At 68.2% G+C, this 17,337-nt stretch carries 16 protein-coding genes and 1 pseudogene; 9 read left to right on the plus strand and 8 right to left on the minus strand.

Going from position 1 to position 17,337, the window contains the following annotated elements:
- Nucleotides 1–166: 166 nt before the first annotated feature.
- From JHN63_RS18870 to JHN63_RS18890, 5 genes and pseudogenes are all read left to right on the plus strand, one after another.
- The gene (locus JHN63_RS18870) at nt 167–1,636 is read left to right on the plus strand and encodes a sodium:solute symporter (RefSeq protein WP_200682252.1); all 1,470 of its coding nucleotides are present in this window, start codon (nt 167–169) and stop codon (nt 1,634–1,636) included.
- A gap of 62 nt (nt 1,637–1,698) precedes the next feature.
- Entirely contained in the window at nt 1,699–2,667 is a 969-nt protein-coding gene (gene speB, locus JHN63_RS18875; protein ID WP_200682253.1) for an agmatinase, read from the plus strand.
- 56 nt (nt 2,668–2,723) lie between these two features.
- The gene (locus JHN63_RS18880; RefSeq protein ID WP_200682254.1) at nt 2,724–4,409 is read left to right on the plus strand and encodes a thiamine pyrophosphate-binding protein; all 1,686 of its coding nucleotides are present in this window, start codon (nt 2,724–2,726) and stop codon (nt 4,407–4,409) included.
- Between the two features lie 150 nt (nt 4,410–4,559).
- Nucleotides 4,560–5,144, plus strand: a complete 585-nt coding sequence (locus tag JHN63_RS18885) for a hypothetical protein (RefSeq protein ID WP_200682255.1) — start codon at nt 4,560–4,562, stop codon at nt 5,142–5,144.
- A 44-nt stretch (nt 5,145–5,188) separates the two neighbouring features.
- Nucleotides 5,189–5,455: pseudogene (locus JHN63_RS18890) on the plus strand (UTRA domain-containing protein); the annotation flags it as partial.
- A gap of 25 nt (nt 5,456–5,480) precedes the next feature.
- On the opposite strand, the gene JHN63_RS18895 reads toward JHN63_RS18890, so the two are convergent.
- Both JHN63_RS18895 and JHN63_RS18900 read right to left on the minus strand, forming a co-directional pair.
- Entirely contained in the window at nt 5,481–6,263 is a 783-nt protein-coding gene (locus JHN63_RS18895; protein ID WP_200682256.1) for a VOC family protein, read from the minus strand.
- Nucleotides 6,264–6,420: 157 nt separating this feature from the next.
- Complete coding sequence (locus JHN63_RS18900; protein ID WP_307781921.1) at nt 6,421–7,263, minus strand: carbon-nitrogen hydrolase family protein; 843 nt, start codon at nt 7,261–7,263, stop codon at nt 6,421–6,423.
- An 83-nt stretch (nt 7,264–7,346) separates the two neighbouring features.
- Between JHN63_RS18900 and JHN63_RS18905 the strand changes: the two genes are divergently transcribed.
- Entirely contained in the window at nt 7,347–7,898 is a 552-nt protein-coding gene (locus tag JHN63_RS18905; protein ID WP_200682257.1) for an HXXEE domain-containing protein, read from the plus strand.
- A 47-nt stretch (nt 7,899–7,945) separates the two neighbouring features.
- Here the strand turns inward: JHN63_RS18905 and JHN63_RS18910 are convergent, their stop codons facing one another.
- The 3 genes from JHN63_RS18910 to JHN63_RS18920 all read right to left on the minus strand — a co-directional run bounded on the left by JHN63_RS18910 (nt 7,946) and on the right by JHN63_RS18920 (nt 9,212).
- Complete coding sequence (locus JHN63_RS18910; RefSeq protein WP_200682258.1) at nt 7,946–8,398, minus strand: type II toxin-antitoxin system VapC family toxin; 453 nt, start codon at nt 8,396–8,398, stop codon at nt 7,946–7,948.
- Entirely contained in the window at nt 8,395–8,694 is a 300-nt protein-coding gene (locus JHN63_RS18915; RefSeq protein ID WP_200682259.1) for a hypothetical protein, read from the minus strand. Before JHN63_RS18915 ends, JHN63_RS18910 begins: the two co-directional genes overlap by 4 nt.
- An 80-nt stretch (nt 8,695–8,774) precedes the next feature.
- Entirely contained in the window at nt 8,775–9,212 is a 438-nt protein-coding gene (locus JHN63_RS18920) for an ATP-binding protein (protein ID WP_234477353.1), read from the minus strand.
- A gap of 178 nt (nt 9,213–9,390) precedes the next feature.
- On the opposite strand from JHN63_RS18920, the gene JHN63_RS18925 reads away from it, so the two are divergent.
- Entirely contained in the window at nt 9,391–10,173 is a 783-nt protein-coding gene (locus JHN63_RS18925) for a GntR family transcriptional regulator (RefSeq protein ID WP_234477354.1), read from the plus strand.
- Nucleotides 10,174–10,536: 363 nt separating this feature from the next.
- On the opposite strand, the gene JHN63_RS18930 is transcribed toward JHN63_RS18925, so the two are convergent.
- The 3 genes from JHN63_RS18930 to JHN63_RS18940 form a co-directional block, all read right to left on the minus strand.
- Nucleotides 10,537–11,556 carry a ParA family protein gene (locus JHN63_RS18930; RefSeq protein WP_200682260.1) on the minus strand — a complete coding sequence of 340 codons (1,020 nt, stop codon included), beginning with the start codon at nt 11,554–11,556 and terminating at the stop codon, nt 10,537–10,539.
- A gap of 287 nt (nt 11,557–11,843) precedes the next feature.
- Nucleotides 11,844–12,650 carry an endonuclease I family protein gene (locus JHN63_RS18935; protein WP_200682261.1) on the minus strand — a complete coding sequence of 269 codons (807 nt, stop codon included), beginning with the start codon at nt 12,648–12,650 and terminating at the stop codon, nt 11,844–11,846.
- Between the two features lie 225 nt (nt 12,651–12,875).
- Nucleotides 12,876–15,164, minus strand: a complete 2,289-nt coding sequence (locus tag JHN63_RS18940; protein ID WP_200682262.1) for a glycosyltransferase family 39 protein — start codon at nt 15,162–15,164, stop codon at nt 12,876–12,878.
- Between the two features lie 145 nt (nt 15,165–15,309).
- On the opposite strand from JHN63_RS18940, the gene JHN63_RS18945 reads away from it, so the two are divergent.
- A complete protein-coding gene (locus JHN63_RS18945; RefSeq protein ID WP_234477355.1) occupies nt 15,310–16,161 on the plus strand; it encodes a serine hydrolase in 852 nt (283 codons plus the stop codon).
- Nucleotides 16,162–16,259: 98 nt separating this feature from the next.
- A complete protein-coding gene (locus JHN63_RS18950; protein WP_200682263.1) occupies nt 16,260–17,294 on the plus strand; it encodes an esterase-like activity of phytase family protein in 1,035 nt (344 codons plus the stop codon).
- The last annotated feature ends 43 nt before the right edge of the window (nt 17,295–17,337 follow it).

Consider the following 17,337-nt stretch of genomic DNA (forward strand, 5'->3'; position numbering starts at 1 on the left):
GCACAGGAGGGGTGGGTGGCGTGGGGGGAATCGTGAGGTCCGGCATGGTGGACGTTTCCTCCATCACCTCGTGCTCGGGTGGATGAAACGTACACTTCGCAGCCGCTTTCCGGCCACCTAGTGTCGACCCGGACCAGGCAGCGACCATCGCGAAGGAGGCCCCCGTATGGCCGTCGACTACACCGTCATCGTCGTCTACCTGGCCGGCATGCTGGCCATGGGCTGGTGGGGCATGCGCCGCGCCAAGTCGAAGAGCGACTTCCTGGTCGCGGGCCGCCGGCTGGGCCCGGTCATGTACTCCGGCACCATGGCCGCGATCGTCCTGGGCGGCGCGTCCACCATCGGCGGGGTCGGCCTCGGCTACCAGTACGGGTTGTCCGGGGCGTGGATGGTCTTCACCATCGGCCTCGGCCTGCTCGCCCTGTCCGTCTTCTTCTCCGCCCGCATCGCCCGCCTGAAGGTGTACACCGTCTCCGAGATGCTCGACCTCCGGTACGGGGGCCGGGCGGGCGTGATCTCCGGCGTGGTCATGTGGGCGTACACCCTGATGCTGGCCGTCACCTCGACGATCGCCTACGCCACGATCTTCGACGTCCTCTTCGACATGAACCGCACGGTCGCGATCATCCTCGGCGGCTCGATCGTCGTCGCGTACTCGACGCTCGGCGGCATGTGGTCGATCACGCTGACGGACATGGTCCAGTTCGTGGTGAAGACGATCGGCGTGCTCCTGCTCCTGCTCCCCATCGCGGTCGTCAAGGCGGGCGGCTTCGGCGAGATGAAGGCGAAGCTGCCCACCGGCTACTTCGACCCGCTGGGCATCGGCGGCGAGACGATCTTCACCTACGTCCTGATCTACACGTTCGGCATGCTCATCGGCCAGGACATCTGGCAGCGCGTGTTCACGGCGGGCAGCGACAGGACCGCCAGGTGGGGCGGCACGGTCGCGGGCACCTACTGTCTCGTCTACGCCCTCGCCGGCGCCGTCATCGGCACGGCGGCCAAGGTCCTCTACCCGAACCTCGGCAGCGCGGACGACGCCTTCGCGACCATAGTCAAGGACGAACTCCCGGTCGGGGTGCGGGGGTTGGTGCTCGCCGCCGCCCTGGCCGCCGTCATGTCGACCTCCTCCGGCGCGCTGATCGCCTGCGCCACGGTCGCCAACAACGACATCTGGTCGAAGCTGCGCGGAGCCGTCCGGCGCGACAGCGAGGAGGAGCAGCACGACGAGGTGCGCGGCAACCGCGCCTTCATCCTCGTCATGGGCGTAGCGGTGATCGTCACGGCGATCGCGCTCAACAACGTCGTCGAGGCGCTGACGGTGGCGTACAACCTCCTCGTCGGCGGCCTCCTCGTCCCGATCCTCGGCGGACTGCTCTGGAAGCGCGGCACCGCACAGGGCGCGCTCGCCTCCGTCGCCGTCGGCGGCCTCGCGGTCGTCGGTCTGATGGCGACCTACGGCATCCTCGCCAACGAGCCTGTGTACTACGGCCTGTTGCTGTCCCTGGCCGCCTATGTCACGGTCTCGCTCGCCACGCCGGCGACCGACGCGGCGGTGCTGGCCGCCTGGCGGGAGCGGCTCGCCGGGCGCGGTGCCCCCGAACTCGCGTCCGAGCCGGTCGCCGCCCACCAGTAGAGTCGTAGCCAGCCGTACAAAGAGTCCATACGCGACGAAGCGTAGGAAAGAAGGCAGTACCCATGACCAGCAACGAGACGCCTCGCGGCCCCGTCGACTCCTCCCGGGTCCCGCGCTTCGCCGGTCCCGCGACCTACGCCCGCCTCCCGCGTCTGGACGAGGTCGGCAGCGCCGATGTCGCCGTGGTCGGGGTGCCGTTCGACGCCGGTGTCTCCTACCGGCCGGGCGCGCGCTTCGGCGGCAACGCGATCCGCGAGGCGTCCCGGCTGCTGCGGCCGTACAACCCGGCGCAGGACGCGTCCCCGTTCGCGCTGGCGCAGGTCGCGGACGCCGGTGACATCGCGGCGAACCCGTTCAACATCAACGAGGCCGTCGAGACGATCGAGGAGGCCGCGGACCAACTCCTGGACACCGGCGCGCGGTTGATGACGCTGGGCGGCGACCACACCATCGCGCTACCGCTGTTGCGCTCGGTCGCGAAGAAGCACGGCCCGGTGGCCCTGCTGCACTTCGACGCCCATCTCGACACCTGGGACACGTACTTCGGCGCCGAGTACACGCACGGGACGCCGTTCCGCAGGGCGGTCGAGGAGGGCATCCTCGACACGGAGGCGCTCTCGCACGTCGGCATCCGCGGGCCGCTGTACGGCAAGCAGGACCTCAAGGACGACGAGAAGATGGGCTTCGGCATCGTCACGTCGGCGGACGTCTACCGCCGGGGCGCCGACGAGGTCGCCGACCAGCTGCGCCAGCGCATCGGCGACCGCCCCCTCTACATCTCCATCGACATCGACTGCCTCGACCCGGCCCACGCGCCCGGCACCGGCACGCCCGAGGCCGGCGGCCTGACCTCGCGCGAACTTCTGGAGATCCTGCGCGGCCTGGCATCCTGCAACCTGGTGTCGGCGGACGTCGTCGAGGTGGCACCGGCGTACGACCACGCCGAGATCACGTCGGTGGCGGCGTCGCACACCGCGTACGACCTGATCACCATCATGTCCCGCCAGATCGCCGAGGCGCGCAACGCGTAACGGGGGACGGGCAGTTGGTGACTCGTGGAGAGACCTCGCAGAAAGACAGAGACGACGTGACGCACGACCACGACCTGGAACTCCGCCCGACGGCCGCGCAGATCACCGCCGCGCTGAACCCGCCCCCCGGGCGCAACGGCGGTGACCTGGTCGTGGAGACCCTGGCGGGCCTCGGCGCGACGACCGTCTTCGGCCTGCCCGGCCAGCACGCGCTGGGCATGTTCGACGCGCTGCGCCGCTCCGACCTCCGCTATATCGGCCTACGGGTGGAGAACAACGCCGGGTTCGCGGCGGACGCGTACGGCCGCATCACGGGCGAGGCGGCACCGCTGCTGCTGTCGACGGGCCCGGGCGCGCTGACGTCCCTGGCCGCGCTCCAGGAGGCGCGGGCGGCCTCGGCCCCCGTCCTGGCGATCAGCAGCCAGATCCCGACGGCCGGCCTGGGCGGTGGTCGCCATGGCTATCTGCACGAACTCCCGGACCAGTCCGCCTCGTTCAGGGGTGTGGTGAAGTCGGTTCACACGGTCCGCGCGCAGTCGCAGATCCCGTCGGCGATCGCGGAGGCGTGGAAGTCGGCGCTCACCGCGCCGCACGGCCCGGTGTGGGTGGAGATCCCGCAGGACGTCCTGCTGTCTCCGACTCTCCTCCCGGTGGTGACGGCGGTGGACGCGACCCCGGAGGACCTGATCCCACGCCCCGAACTGACGGCGGTGGCAGCCGACTTGCTGTCGAAGGCGTCCCGCCCGGCGATCATCGCGGGCGGGGGAGTGGTGCGGGCCGACGCCTCGAAGAAACTGCGGCAGTTGGCGGAGAAGCTCCAGGCGCCGGTGGTCACGACGCCCGGCGGCAAGGGCGCGTTCCCGTGGACGCATCCGCTGTCGCTCCAGTCCTGGCTGGAGGACCGCCACACGACGGACTTCCTGGAGGACGCGGACGTGGTGCTGGTGGTGGGTTCGGGGTTGGGTGAACTGTCCTCGAACTACCACACGTTCGCCCCGCGCGGCCGGGTGATCCAGATCGAGGCGGACCTCGGCAAACTGGAGTCGAACCACCCGGCGTTGGGCATCCACGCGGACGCGTGGCACGCGGTACAGGCGCTGTTGGAGACGGTGACGGAACGTACTGATCCGACGGCGGCGGAGAGGGTGGCCGAGCTGCTGGGCCGCGTACGCGAACGCATCAACGCCCAGGAACTGACCCTGGAACAGGGCGTGTTGAAGTCGGTACGCAAGGCACTCCCCGCCAACTCCCCCTCCTTCTGGGACATGACGATCCTCGCCTACTGGGCCTGGTCGGCCTTCGACGCGAAGGGCCCCAACCACCTCCACTCCGCCCAGGGCGCGGGCGGCCTCGGCTACGGCTTCCCGGCGGCCCTGGGCGCGGCCGCGGCGGACCCGACGCGGCCGGTGCTGGCGGTGTCGGGGGACGGGGGCGCGCTCTACTCGATCGCGGAGTTGGCGACGGCACGACAATACGACCTGAACGTCACCTGGCTCATCGTCGACGACGGCGGCTACGGCATCCTCCGCGAGTACATGACGGACGCGTTCGGCGAGGCGACGGCGACGGAACTGACCCGACCGGACTACGTGGCGCTGGCGGAGTCGTTCGGGGTGCCGGGGGTACGTACGTCACCGGAGGCACTGGAGTCGGACCTGGCGAAGGCGTTGGGGGAACCGGGGCCTTCCGTGGTCGTACTGCCGGTTGTGTTGCGGATGTTCGCGGCTACGCATTTGGGGTGACGGGTGGTTCGAGGGCGGTGGTGCGTGTCGGGGCTGCGGCTCAACGGTCGGTTTCCGCGACTCCGTTGTGTCTTCGCGGACCTTCGAGCCCTGGACTCCCTGGTCAACCGTATGAAGCGCGCCGTTCAGGCCACTGCTATCGTCCGCGGCGTGACTCGCGACGAAGTAATCCTGGACTCGATACGAAGAGACTCCGGCCTCGCCGAACTGCTCTGGCGCGTCTGTGAGTTTGATCTTTCACGTAGCGATCACGGGGAGCCTGTCCGGCTCTCGTCCGGGCTGGCTCTGGAGGGCGTTGCCGGCGACTTCACCGGCGGAACGTTCTTCCTCTGTGGTGACGGCAGCGCGGACCGACCTGTGCTGTATGCCAGCTCCGAAGGACAGGCCGGCTTGATCGGCCGGAGTCTGACCGAGGCGCTGGAGATCATGGTCGGGTTGCCGTCCTGGTGGGACTGTCTGAAGTTCTCCGGATCCGGTGATTTGACGGTCATGCGGATGACGGCCGACCACCTTCGCGGTGACGAGCTCGGGGACCAACCCGAGATCGGCGCACATCGAGTGCGCCTGGCTGCCGCACTGGGTTTGGAGTTCGGGTCCTTCTCGGACCTGTTGGCTCGCCTGCATGCCGCGGTCTGTGCCACGACGCCGGACTTCGTCCTCACCGTCGAGACGGGAGAGGAATACGAGTCGCTCTTCGGTCCCTGGCTGCCGAGCCGGAATCCTGCCTGGCAGTGAAGGACGAAGGATGCTCCCGCCGCGATCGCGGGTGTGCTGGGTTTGGCACAGCGATCGCTCGGCCCGACACCGGTCCCGGCGGTATCTACGCGAGGCCGGAGGAGCTCGGGCGCAAGCCGGTCCACTTCAGGGAAGAGATCCGTTCGCGTATGCCGAGCGGTGACGAGGCCGAGCGACTGGCGCTGCCGACGGGTGTGCCGGTCATGCTGATCGCGCGAACCGCCTTTGACGCCACGGGAGTTGCCGTCGAGGTCGACAACATGGTGCTGGACTCGTCCGTGTACGTGCTGGAGTTCGGCTTCGACGCTTGATCCGGAGCTTCTCCCGCCGTCGGCGTCACATCCGCGGATCCGGCGTCAGCAGGGCGAAGGCCGCGCCGAAGGGGTCCGCGAGCCAGGCGATGCGGCCGACCTGCGGTACGTCCGACGCCGGCATCAGTTCGGAACCGCCGTTGGAGCGCGCCGTGTTGATCGTGGCGTCGACGTCCGTCGAGTGGAAGTACGGTACCCAGCGCGGCTGTTCGCCCTCGCCGACGTTGAGCGGCGCGACCCCGCCGAAGGAGGCGTCCTGCTGGTCGCCTGCGCTGGTGCTCAGCACCCGGTACGTCATGCCGGGTGCCGGCATGTCCTGGCTGCGCCAGCCGAACAGGCCCTGGTAGAAGGCGATGTCGGCCTCCGGGTCGGTGGCGTGCAGTTCCGCCCAGAGCAGGGTGTTCGGGGCCGAGGTGAGTTCCAGCCCCGCCGTCCGGCCCGGCTGCCAGAGCGCGAACTGCGCGCCCTGCGGATCGGTGGCCTGCGCCAGCATGCCCTCGCCCATGACGTCCATGGGCTCCATCCGCACGGTCCCACCACCGGCCGTGACGGCCTGGACGGTGGCCGCGATGTCGTCAGTCTTGAAGTGGATCATCCAGGCGGACCGTGCCCCTTCCTCGGTGAGCGGCCCGAGGGCGGCGACGGTCTTCCCGTCCACCTGGAAGAACCCGTACCCGCCGGTCTCCGGCCCGGCGGAGACGAACTGCCAGCCGAACACGGCACCGTAGAACGCGGCGGCCGCGTCGGTGTCGGGGCTGCCGAGGTCGAGCCAGTTGGGCGATCCGGTGATGAAGTCGGTGCCGAGCATGTGGTCCTCCTGGAGTGCGGGGCGGGTGGGCCGGGACGGGAGCCACGATGCCGTCCCGGGTGCCGCCGTCGGCGGACGAGCACAGAGAGGACTCCGGTTTCCACCGAACGGCCGAACGTTCGGCGGGTGACGTGGTACGGGGGTCGGCGCCCGCCGGTCAGCCGAAGCCGGCCGGACTGTCGCTCCGTGGATCGGCGACGCGGCGGCTGCGGTAGATGTCGCCCTGGCGGGCGCTCGCTCGCCAGGGGCGGGCCTTGTTGAGGGCGATGTGGAACTCGGGTGCGTCGCGGTCGAGTTCGCCGATGATCAGTTCCGTCCTGGCGTCCGCCTGGGCCAGGACGGTGCCGTTCGGGCTGATCAGTTCGGAGTCGAGGAGAGCTGTGGTCTGGGCCGGTGTGGCCATCGCCAGCCAGTAGTTGTTGATCGCGGCATGAGCCCGGGCCTTGACCTCGAAGACCGAATTGACCGGGTAGGCCGACAGCAACAGGCAGTCCACGCCCAGGCGTTCGTACTCCACGAACAGTTCCGGGAAGTTGATCTCGATGCAGATGGCACAGCCGAACCGGTATCCGTCGACCGTGAAGACGGTCGGTGTGAACCCGGGTGTGTAGTAGCCGAGGATCTCGGTGTTGGAGCAGTACCGCTTGTCGTAGCGGTCCACCACCTGGCCGTCGTCGGCGATGACGTACAGGCTGTTGTGCGGGCGGTGCGGCGGGGTGAGCCGGTGGGCGCTGCCCAGGACCACCCACAGCCGCAACTCGGCCGCCAGCGCGGTCACTTGACGGAGCTCGTCCTCGACTGCGGGCCAGTCCAATTGGTCCCAGTCGCGGATCTGTTCCTTGGCGTAGCCCGACAGGCAGCCCTCGGAGAACAGGATCAGGCGGGCACCCGCCTCGGCGGCCTCCCGCATGAGCCGTCGGACCACCGGGCCGTTCTGACGGGCATCGTCGCTGATCATTACCTGGGCGATCGCGATGCGAAGTGATGACGGGGAGGGCACGGATCCAGCGTAGGCATGGGGGGATTGGAGGATTGGGGGATGGGTGGAATGGGGCGTGGGCCGGTGCGGCAGACTTTCGCCCCATGGGCGGACATGGCGTGGGCGAGGGCGGCCGGGGCGTCGAAGTCGGTGTGACCTTTGGGCTGTTGGTGGCCTGGGCGGTGCATGATCTGGAGGAAGTGGTCGCGATGCCGGGGTGGGCCGGCCGCCATCTGCCCGGGCTGCAGGTGCGGTATCCGCGCGTTCCGGAGCTCGCGTGGCGGCGGCTGGAGGCCATGGGTGGGCGGGAGTTCGCGACCGCCGTCGCCGTGATGGGCGGGGTGGTCGCGGTCGCCGCCGCCGACGGGCACCGTACGGGTGGACGTTCCGGCTTCTATCAGGCGGCTCTCAACGGGTTCGGGCTGCATGCCCTGGCGCATCTGAGCCAGGCCGCCGTTGTGCGTGGATACACGCCCGGGGTGGTCACCTCGCCGCTGGTGGTCGTCCCGTTCACGCTCTGGGCCCGGGGGCGGTTGCGGCGGGCCGGTGTGCTGCGGCCCACGCGGCCGCGCAATGTGGCACAGGGTGCGGCGCTAGCCGTAGCGGCCACGGTCGGGGCGCATGTGGTGGCGCGGCGGTTGCCGCGCCGGGAGTGATCGGGAAGCTGTCGAACTCCACCTGAATCAGGGGGAGTGCGACTCCGCTATGCGACCGCAGGGAGCACCTGCAGCGGAACCTCGGCGCCAGTCCTGGGTGCGATGACATCTCGGTAGTGATGGTCGAGGGCGAGGACGACCGGCTGCGGCAACGCCCAAGCCAGAACGGCGTTGACCGCGTCGGTCATGCCGATGGCGTCTTGATCCGCGTACGTGCGCATCAGACGCTCGGCCTCGCTCAGGAGCGGCCAGCCCACCGTGGCGAGCGTGAGCCGATCCGTGCTCGCCCAGGCGCGCATGCTGGCCAGAGCATCCGCTGCGGCCTTGCCGCTGATCTTTGTCGTCAGGTGGTAGTCCAACTCGGCCAGGACCATCGGTGACACGACGAGGCGGTCGACCAGGGAGAGAGCCTGTACGGAGACCTCGTGGTGGGCGTCCTTCCGGTTGTAGACCGCAAGGAGGACTGATGTGTCCGCGACGCCGAACAGATGCCGGTTCAACGGCCACCTTCCTCGAACAGGTCCTCGCTGGATCGAGTGGACAAGTCGGAAGGCCCGTCGAACATGGCCCGAGCCAGAACGACCATCGCTTCCGAGTCCTCTCCCAGGGACGAGGAGAAGGACAACGGGACACCACGTGCGATGTGGTCCAACGCCACTTCCTCTGGCGTACGTCCCTCCAGGAGCGCGAGCGTGCGCAGCACTTCGGCCTGGTCGCCGGTGTAAGTGAGCGTGACCGTGACGGCGTCGTCCGGCGTGGCCGGTCGGTCCGGCGGGGGAACGGAGGCGTCGGCCACGGGGATCTCCTCATGTGCGGCGTTGGGTGCGGTGTGCGGCGATCTCGACGCTATCGGCCGTACCTCTGTGTTGCTCACGTTCATCGTGGCAGTGACAGCTCCGCCCATGTCGCCTTTCCGATGCCGTGCAGGCGGGGACAGCATCCCCAGCGCTCCGCCAAGGACCTTACGAGGGTGAGCCCCCGGCCCCCTTCGTCTTCGAGGGCAGCCTCTCGGGGCTGGGGCCGGTGATCGCTCGCGTCGGCAACCTGCACGCGCAGCCGCCCGTCGTACGTGGCGAAGCGCACGCCGATTTCGCGGCCGGGCGGAGTCCGTGCGTGCCGGATGGAGTTGGTGACGAGTTCCGAGAGCAACAGCTCGGCGGTGTCGGCGACTTCGCCGGCGATCCTCCAGTCCGTGAGCTGCAAGCGAAGGAGCGTGCGTGCGTGCCCCGCACTGCGCGGGTTGCGCGGGAGTTGCCACCGAGCCTCCCGCATGTCGGGGCTTGCGGGCTGTGCGGTCGCGGTGTGGGCTGACATGAGGACCTCCACGGCAGGTAGCAGCAGTCAGGCTCATATCTCTAGAGATGTGAGCCTGGCCAGTGAAGCGGTTTGCGTACGGGTGCGTCAATAGATCTCTAGAGATGTGTGAGATTGCTTGTCCCGGATCAGCGGTCGGCTGTGAGGGTGTGGCGGCTGATGCCTAGGATGTCTAGAGATGACCGGAGGAGAGGCCTGGATGAGCGGCGGGGACACGGGGCGTCAGCCGAAGTACCAGCGCATCGCGGCGCGGCTGCGGGCGGCTGTCGAGGCCGGCGAGTACGGGCCCGGTGAGCGGCTTCCCGGCGAGAACGACCTCATGGCCGAACACGGCGTGGCTCGGATGACGGCCCGGCAGGCGCTGGGTGTTCTGCAGGCGGAGGGCATCGTCGAGGCGCGCAAGGGGGCCGGGGTGTTCGTCCGGGACTTCAGGCCGATCCGGCGGCGCGGGCTGGAGCGACTCGCGCACGCGCAGTGGGGCGAGGGACGTTCCATCTGGGCGACCGACGCCGGAGACCGCGAACTCGTTGTCGACTCCGTCGAGGTGACTGAGGAGGACGCCCCCGCCGCGATCGCGGGAGTGCTGGGGCTGGGCGACGAAGAGGCCCGCGTCGTCGTACGCCGTCGGCGGTACGTTCTTGAAGGTAAACCGGTGCTGCTCTCCACCTCGTACCTTTCGGCCGAACTGGTCGTCGGTACACGGATCGCGCAGCCCGACACCGGCCCCGGCGGTGTGTACGCCAGGCTTGAGGAACTGGGCCGTAGGCCCGTCCGCTTCCGCGAGGAGATCCGCTCTCGCATGCCCAGCGCCCGGGAGGCCGACCGGCTCGCCCTGTCGGCCGGTGTGCCGGTGGTTCTCGTCGTGCGTACCGCGTTCGACGCGGAGGGGCAGGCGGTCGAGGTGAACGACATGGTGCTGGACGCGGCGTCGTACATCTTGGAGTACGACTTCGAGGGCTGAGGATTCCTCACGGGTGCATGGTGTTAATCCCCTAAATGGAATAGGGCCAAGCGTCCTTCTGTTCTGATCCGCTTGGATGGAATGCTTCCAGGCGTTATGTCTGCGATGGCCGGCTGTATGGAGGGGTAGCCTTCGTCGCTTCCAAGGGTTTGGTTGGAATTTCGTAACCGTCACGAATTACCGCTCAGGCCTGTTTCAGGGAATCCTCTTCAAGGTTGGAGGATCTCGTAAGCAGGCCTTTCTGGCCGGTGGCTCATGGTTTGGTCCTGGAGCGGTTCGTGTTGCTATATACCGTGAGTCCCCGCTGCATCTTCCCGGAGTGGGTAAGGCGGCAGGTGTAGGAGATTGGAGCATATTTCCTGGTTAGAGGTGCGTCACCAAGCCCTGGACGGCCTCGACGCAGTTAGCTAGATAGTTCCCGTCCACGCGGACGCGCTTCCCCATGACGTCGAAGCGACCGGATCGCTGTTCGTAGAACGGGCACCCGCGGGCGAATGCCACGACGCCCGTGGTCTGGAAGTCGCGAATGTCCACGACTCCCTTCTCGACTGTGTCGAATGTGAACATCTCGGGGTGGTCCTCCAATACGCCCTCGATGTCGTCATCGATGGACCGAAGTACCGCGGCGTACGCTGACGCTGAGCCCATGTACTGGGTCAGTCGATTTTTCGCGATCAAGTGGACCTTCGGCAGTTCACGCTCGGCTGCCTGTAGACGGGTCGCAAAGGCGTACGTCGAGTAGATCTCGGACGGTAGCTTGAGCCCGTAGATCAGCGAGAAGGCGTTTTGGATCGCTCGCCGTGACGAGTCATCGGCCATGACCGGCAGCACCAGGCGGTCGGCGGCAGACAGCGCGATCTGGGTGTAGATCGAGAATGAGGGGTTGGAGTCAATGAAGATCGTGTCGTACCTGCCCTCCAGCGTCTCGATCAGGTCGCTGATCCAGTCGATAACCTTGAGCCACGAGTTGGTACCCGGGATCTGTGTGTTCGCCAGGGTGGAAATGGCGTTGCTCTGGAGCTCCAAGAGGGGGTCACCCGCGATCAGGTCCACGTTCGTCGGGATCGCCGGGTTGAAGTCGTGCGGCTTCGAGATGTAGTCGCTTGGTGTCACGACTGGCATCGTGAATGGCGATGGCAGGCGCTTCTCGAAGTAACCGCCCAGTGTTTTACGGGGGATCTCCCCCTGTTGCGCGAGCAGGCGAAAGCTGCCCTGGTTGGTGAGGCCCCCGAAGAGCAATTCGCTCAGGTTGGCCTGGGGGCAGACGTCGATCGCCAGCACACGCTCATTGGGGTGCTGGTCCGCATAGAAGCACAGTGACTGGAAGACCAGGCTGGTCTTGCCGGTGCCACCCTTATTGTTCCAGTAGGCGTAGACCGTCATGGATGTTCCCCCTTGACAAGCAGGACGCTGATTGCGTCCATCGGGTACCCATGAGTGTACATCGAGGGCTCGTCGTGCGTCCATTTTGGACGCGTGGGATCCCAGATTGGACGCGGCTCCCGCCCGAAGCTTGAGCTGTAAGTCAAGTTGGTGGAGCGGCTCAGGTGTGGGCGATCGTCACCTCTGTGAGCTTTTGGCGAGTCGGGTGCTCTGTGTGCTGGTTGGTTGGAGCGCTAGCCCATGGTTGGGCTCCCCGCACATTGCGGGGAGCCCAACCCGTCACGTGCCTACCAGATCGCCTCCACCCACTCCGGGTGGTCGATGAACGGGTTTCGGTTGTGCTGGTACGTGTTGTAGATGACGTTGTTGCGGTTCTCCTCGAAGGCGCTCGGCGGGTCCGCCTCGTTCCAGGCCTTGAGGACGGAGAGCTTGCCCATGTAGGGGTTGCTGCCGTTGCCGACCTTCTCGTTGGGCTCCAGGTCGGCGAAGCCGTCGTCGCCCTCGTAGCGCACGGCCATGTAGAGGATCATGCGGGCCACGTCGCCCCGGTCCGCCGCGCGCGGCGCGAAGGAGTCGGAGTCGACCGTGCTGCCGCCGCCGTTGGTGACCGCGCTGCCGCCGTTGTCGAAGTCCAGGTTGCCGCGGATGCTGTTGACCTGGACGTCGGCCGGACGCAGGTGGTGCAGGTCCGTGCCGGGGCCGACCACCTCGCCGAAGTCGCCGTGGGACTTGGCCCAGGTGTGCTCGCGGTTCCAGTCGCCGACGTCGCCGCCGTTGAGGGACTTGGCGCGGGAGACGCCGCTGTACAGCAGGATCACGTTGCTGCTGTTGTTCGGGTCCTGGTCGGTGGCCATGAGGGCGTTCCAGACCGCGGAGTACGAGATCTTCGTGACGTTCGTGCTGATGATCGTGTGCAGCGAGGACTTCAGGGTCGCACCCGTCTTGCCGACCGCGTTCTTGTAGTACGTCGAGTCGTACGCCGTTGTCGTGGCCGAGGCCGGAGTCGCCGTCAGGGTCGGGGCCGCGAGGCCCACCAGGACCGCTGCGGTGGCCAACGCCACCGTTTTCCAGCGGTGCATGCGAGTCACCAACATAAAGAGTGTCCCATCTACGCGGGTTGAATGGGGCGGCAATCGGGAGCGTGGCATGGACATGCAGTCCTGTAAATAAACGAGACGTGTCGATCAGGTGACCGGACGCGACAATTTGCCTCGTGTCTACGCGAGTTGACTGTCCCGAGGCACACGGGAACGGCCCCCGACCGTGTGGTCGGGGGCCGTTCGCCGTCGGCTGTGTCAGCTACGACAGGTGCGTCAGCGTCACTTCACGTCCGACGGGTCCAGCCGGTACAGCGTCGACGTGTTGGTCGTCGACGTCGACGCGGAGGACGAAGAACTCGACTCCGTCGTCGCGCTCTTGTCGTACGCGCTCTCCTTCACCGCCGTCGCGTTCTTCTGCACCCACGCGGTGATCTCGGAGTTGAGCGTGCTGTTGCCGCCCATCCCGCCGCCACCGAGCTGGATGTAGTGCAACTCGCCCTTCTTCACCAGCTCCTTGAGCTTGGCGAGGGTCATCGCCTTGTCGGAGCCGGTGAAGCCCCACATGGAGATGACGGGCTTGTGGGTGCTGAGGATCAGCTGGCCCGCGCTCTGCGAATTGGACACCGCGAGCAGCCACTTGGCGCCGTCCTGGTTCTTCTCCAGGTACGAGATCAGCGCACTGGACGTGGTGCCGCCCATGCCGCCACCGCCGCCCATCCCGCCACCGCCGAAGCCGCCGCGCGTACCGCCGGTGCCGCTCGGAGCCGTACCGCTGCCGCTGCCGGTGCCACCAGGAGCCGTACCGCCGCCGGGGAACTCCCCAGTGGTACCGCCCTGTTGGCCACCCGCCGTACCGCCGGTCGCCCCGCTCGGTGCCCCGCCGCCCTGCGGCAGCTCACCCGTGCCGCCGCCCGGCGTCATCCCGCCGGGCGCCTCGCCGCCACCCTGCTGGGTACCGCCGCCGGCCATCGCGCCGGGACCGCCCTCGCCGCCGAAGCCGCCGCGGCCACCGCCCCCACCGGGACCGCCGCCCATGCCGCCGCCCGTGGACGGACCGGCCGTCGGGTTCGTACCGCCCATGCCGCCGCCGGAGCCGCTCGACGCGGCCGGGGTCACGGCGTACGCCGTCGGACCGGCCAGGGCCGCGATGATCGCCGCCGCGATGGACGCGGTCAGCAACCGGCCGCGGTTGCCGGAGCGGAAGACGAACAGGCCGATGATCGCCGCGACCATCAACACACCGATCGTCGGCCACAGCCAGGTGTTCCAGCCGGAGGCGCGACGGAGTACGACGATCGCCCAGATACCGGTGACCGCGAGGCCGGCCGGCAGGACCCACGACCAACGGGCGTCGTCACCGCGGAAGGCGCGCCACAGCATCACGCCGCCACCACCGCACAGCGCCGCGATGCCGGGAGCGAGCGCGGTCGTGTAGTACGGGTGCATCGTGCCCTGGGCCATGCTGAACGTGACGTAGTGCAGCAGCGTCCAGCCGCCCCACATGACCAGCGCGGCGCGCGTCGCGTCGGTGCGCGGGGCGCGGCCGACCAGGACCAGGCCGGCGATCAGGGCGATCGCCGAGAAGGGGAGCAGCCAGGAGATCTGGCCGCCGAGGATGTCGTTGAACATCCGGCCGATGCCCGCGGTGCCGGCGAACGTACCGCCTCCGCCGCCACCCCCGCCTCCGCCGCCGTTGCCCTCGCCGCCGAACACGCGGCCGAAGCCGTCGTAGCCCATGATCAGGTCCCAGGCCGTGCCGTCCGTCGAGCCGCCGATGTAGGGGCGGTCGGAGGCGGGGACGAGGGAGACGGCCGTGGCCCACCAGAAGCTGGAGACGGCCAACGCGACCGTGGCCACGGCGAGTTGGACGAGCTTCTTCTTCCAGCCGAGCTTCGACGCGAACAGGTACACGGCGAACACGGCGGGCAGCGCGATGTAGCCCTGGAGCAGCTTGGTGTTGAACGCGAAGCCGAAGCAGACCGCCGAGCCGACCAGCGGCAGCAGCCGCTCGGTGCGCACGGCGCGCAGGCCGAGGGCCGCGCCCGCCACCATCAGCAGGACGAGGAGGGTGTCGGGGTTGTTGTCACGGTTGATGGCGACGGTGATCGGGGTGAGCGCGAGGACCAGCGCCGCGATCGCCGCGGCCACGTGCCCGAAGTACCGCTTCACGGAGGAGTGCAGGATCCAGATCGTGCCGAGCGCGGCGGCGACCTCCGGCAGCATCATCTGCCAGGTGCCGAAGCCGAAGATCCGGCACGACAGGCCCATCACCATCAGGGAGAAGGGCGGCTTGTCGACCGTGATGAAGTTGCCGGCGTCCAGCGAGCCGAAGAACCAGGCCTTCCAGCTCTGCGTGCCGCTGTAGACGGCGCTGCTGTAGAAGCTGTTCATGCTGGAGCCGGTCAGGTTCCAGGAGTACAGCACGGCCGCCAGGGCCAGGACGGCGACGAGCGCGGGCAGCGACCAGCGTGGCGCCTTCTCGGGCGGCGCCTCGGCGGGTGGGGCCGGCGGCGGCCAGTCGGCGGACGCCGGTTCGGTGTGGGGGTGCGGATCGGTGGCAGATGTCACCCACGCATCGTGCAAAGGCAGGGTGGGTGGCCGCTGTGCCGTACCTGGCGGTCGGCTGTGAATAAGCAAAGGGGCGGGTAATGTCTCGTACAGTCGTTCCCCAACTCGTACAACCTTTCACGCCGTCCTGTGAGTCAACTCATGCATGACTCAGACTCATTGGACGTCCCGTCGAGCCAGAGTGGTGGCCGTCGGTGCCGGCGTCGGGATCCTGATACCCGTCCTGGCCGCCGCGACGCCCGCCGCCGCGGCCACCCCGACGGTCAGCTGTACGTCCGCCAAGGCCGGCCTCGCCGACAAGCTGAAGAAGGACATCACGGCTGCCCTCGCGACCCGTAAGGGAACCGTCGCCGTCGGCCTCTACGACCGCAAGACCAACACCACCTGCACCCTGCGGGCGACGACCGCCTACGACTCGGCGAGCACCGTCAAGGTGACCGTGCTCGCCACGCTGCTGTGGGACGCGAAGAAGCACAACCGCACGCTGACCACGCGGGAGTCGACCCTCGCCAAGGCCATGATCACCAAGTCGGACAACGACGCCACCTCCACCCTGTGGCGGCAGCTCGGTCTGACGAAGATCAAGGGCTTCCTGACGGCGGCCGGCATGACGCAGACCAAGCCCGGCGCCAACAACTACTGGGGCCTGACCCAGGAGACCGTGACCGACGAGCAGAAGCTGCTCAAGCTGGTCACCGCCAAGAACACGGTCCTGAGCGACAACTCCCGTGCGTACATCCTGAAGTTGATGAACCAGGTGATCTCCAGCCAGCGTTGGGGCACGCCGTACGGAGCCCCGTCGGGCGCCACCGTGCACGTCAAGAACGGCTGGCTGCAACGCTCCACGCACGGCTGGCGCGTGCACAGCCTGGGCACCTTCAACGGGGGCGGCCGCGACTACATGATGTCCGTGCTCACCCAGGACAACAGCACGATGAGCTACGGGATCACCACGATCCAGGGCGTCGCGAAGGCGATCCACAAGGACCTCGCCTGAAACCCCTGCCCATGGACCTCGCCTGAAACCCCTGCTCAAGGACATCGCTTTACTGCGCGGTCTCCCGCACGTCACCCACCCGTCCTACGGTGACGCCCATGCGCCTGAGAACCGTACTCGCGACCGCTACCGCCGGCCTGGCGGCGGCCACCTGCCTCACCGCCGCCGGGCCCGCGAACGCCGTCAGCAACTCCCGTACCAGCAACGCCTGTTCGTCCTCCGTCTCGATCGACCGCTTCTCCGACGCGCTCGACAAGACGACCTACGACGGCACCTTCGTCGGCAACTTCTCCGCGCTCGCGGTGGACAAGGACGGCTCGATCGCCGCCCTGGAGGACCGTTCCTCGCTGTTCGACCTGAACGCGAAGACCCTCCAGCCGAAGCGGGTCGTCCCGCTCGCCGACGAGAACGGCGCCGCGCTCGACTCCGAGGGCCTGGTCATCGACCGCGACGGTACGCGCCTCATCACCTCCGAGACCGAGCCGTCGATCCGCCGCTACTCCACCGACGGCAAGATCCTCGACCGCCTCCCGGTCCCGTCCTCGCTCCTGGTCGCCCCGGCCGGCCGGGCCGTCTCCAACCAGACCTTCGAGGGCCTGACCCTGCTGCCCGGCGGCCGCACGCTCCTCGCGTCGATGGAGTACCCGATCGCAGGGGACACCTCGGGCGACGTCCGCTTCCAGACCTGGACCCGGACCAAGGGCGACCACTTCAGGCTCGCCGCGCAGTACGCGTACAAGACCGACGCCGCCTTCCTCGGCGTCCCCGAGGTGCAGGCCCTCCCCGACGGCCGCCTCCTCGTCCTGGAGCGCGGCTTCACCAGCGGCGTCGGCAACACCGTCCGCCTCTACCTGGCCGACCCGCGCCACGCGACGGACACCAGCACGATCGACGCCCTCACCGGCCAGCCCGGCGTCCGCCTGATCAAGAAGACCCTCCTCGCGGACATCGCCGACTGCCCGACCCTTGGCGCGACGGCGAAGCAGCCCCAGCCGAACCCCCTCCTCGACAACATCGAGGGCATGGTCGTCACCGGCCGCGAGAAGGGCCGCTACAAGGTCCTGCTGGTGAGCGACGACAACCAGAACGCGGTACAGACGACCCGCTTCTACTACCTCCGGGTACGTGCCTGACGGCTTCGCCTGCCGACGGTTTGTTGCGGAGGGATGAAATCCG

It is taken from the genome of Streptomyces sp. MBT65, from assembly GCF_016612545.1.
Lineage (GTDB): Bacteria > Actinomycetota > Actinomycetes > Streptomycetales > Streptomycetaceae > Streptomyces.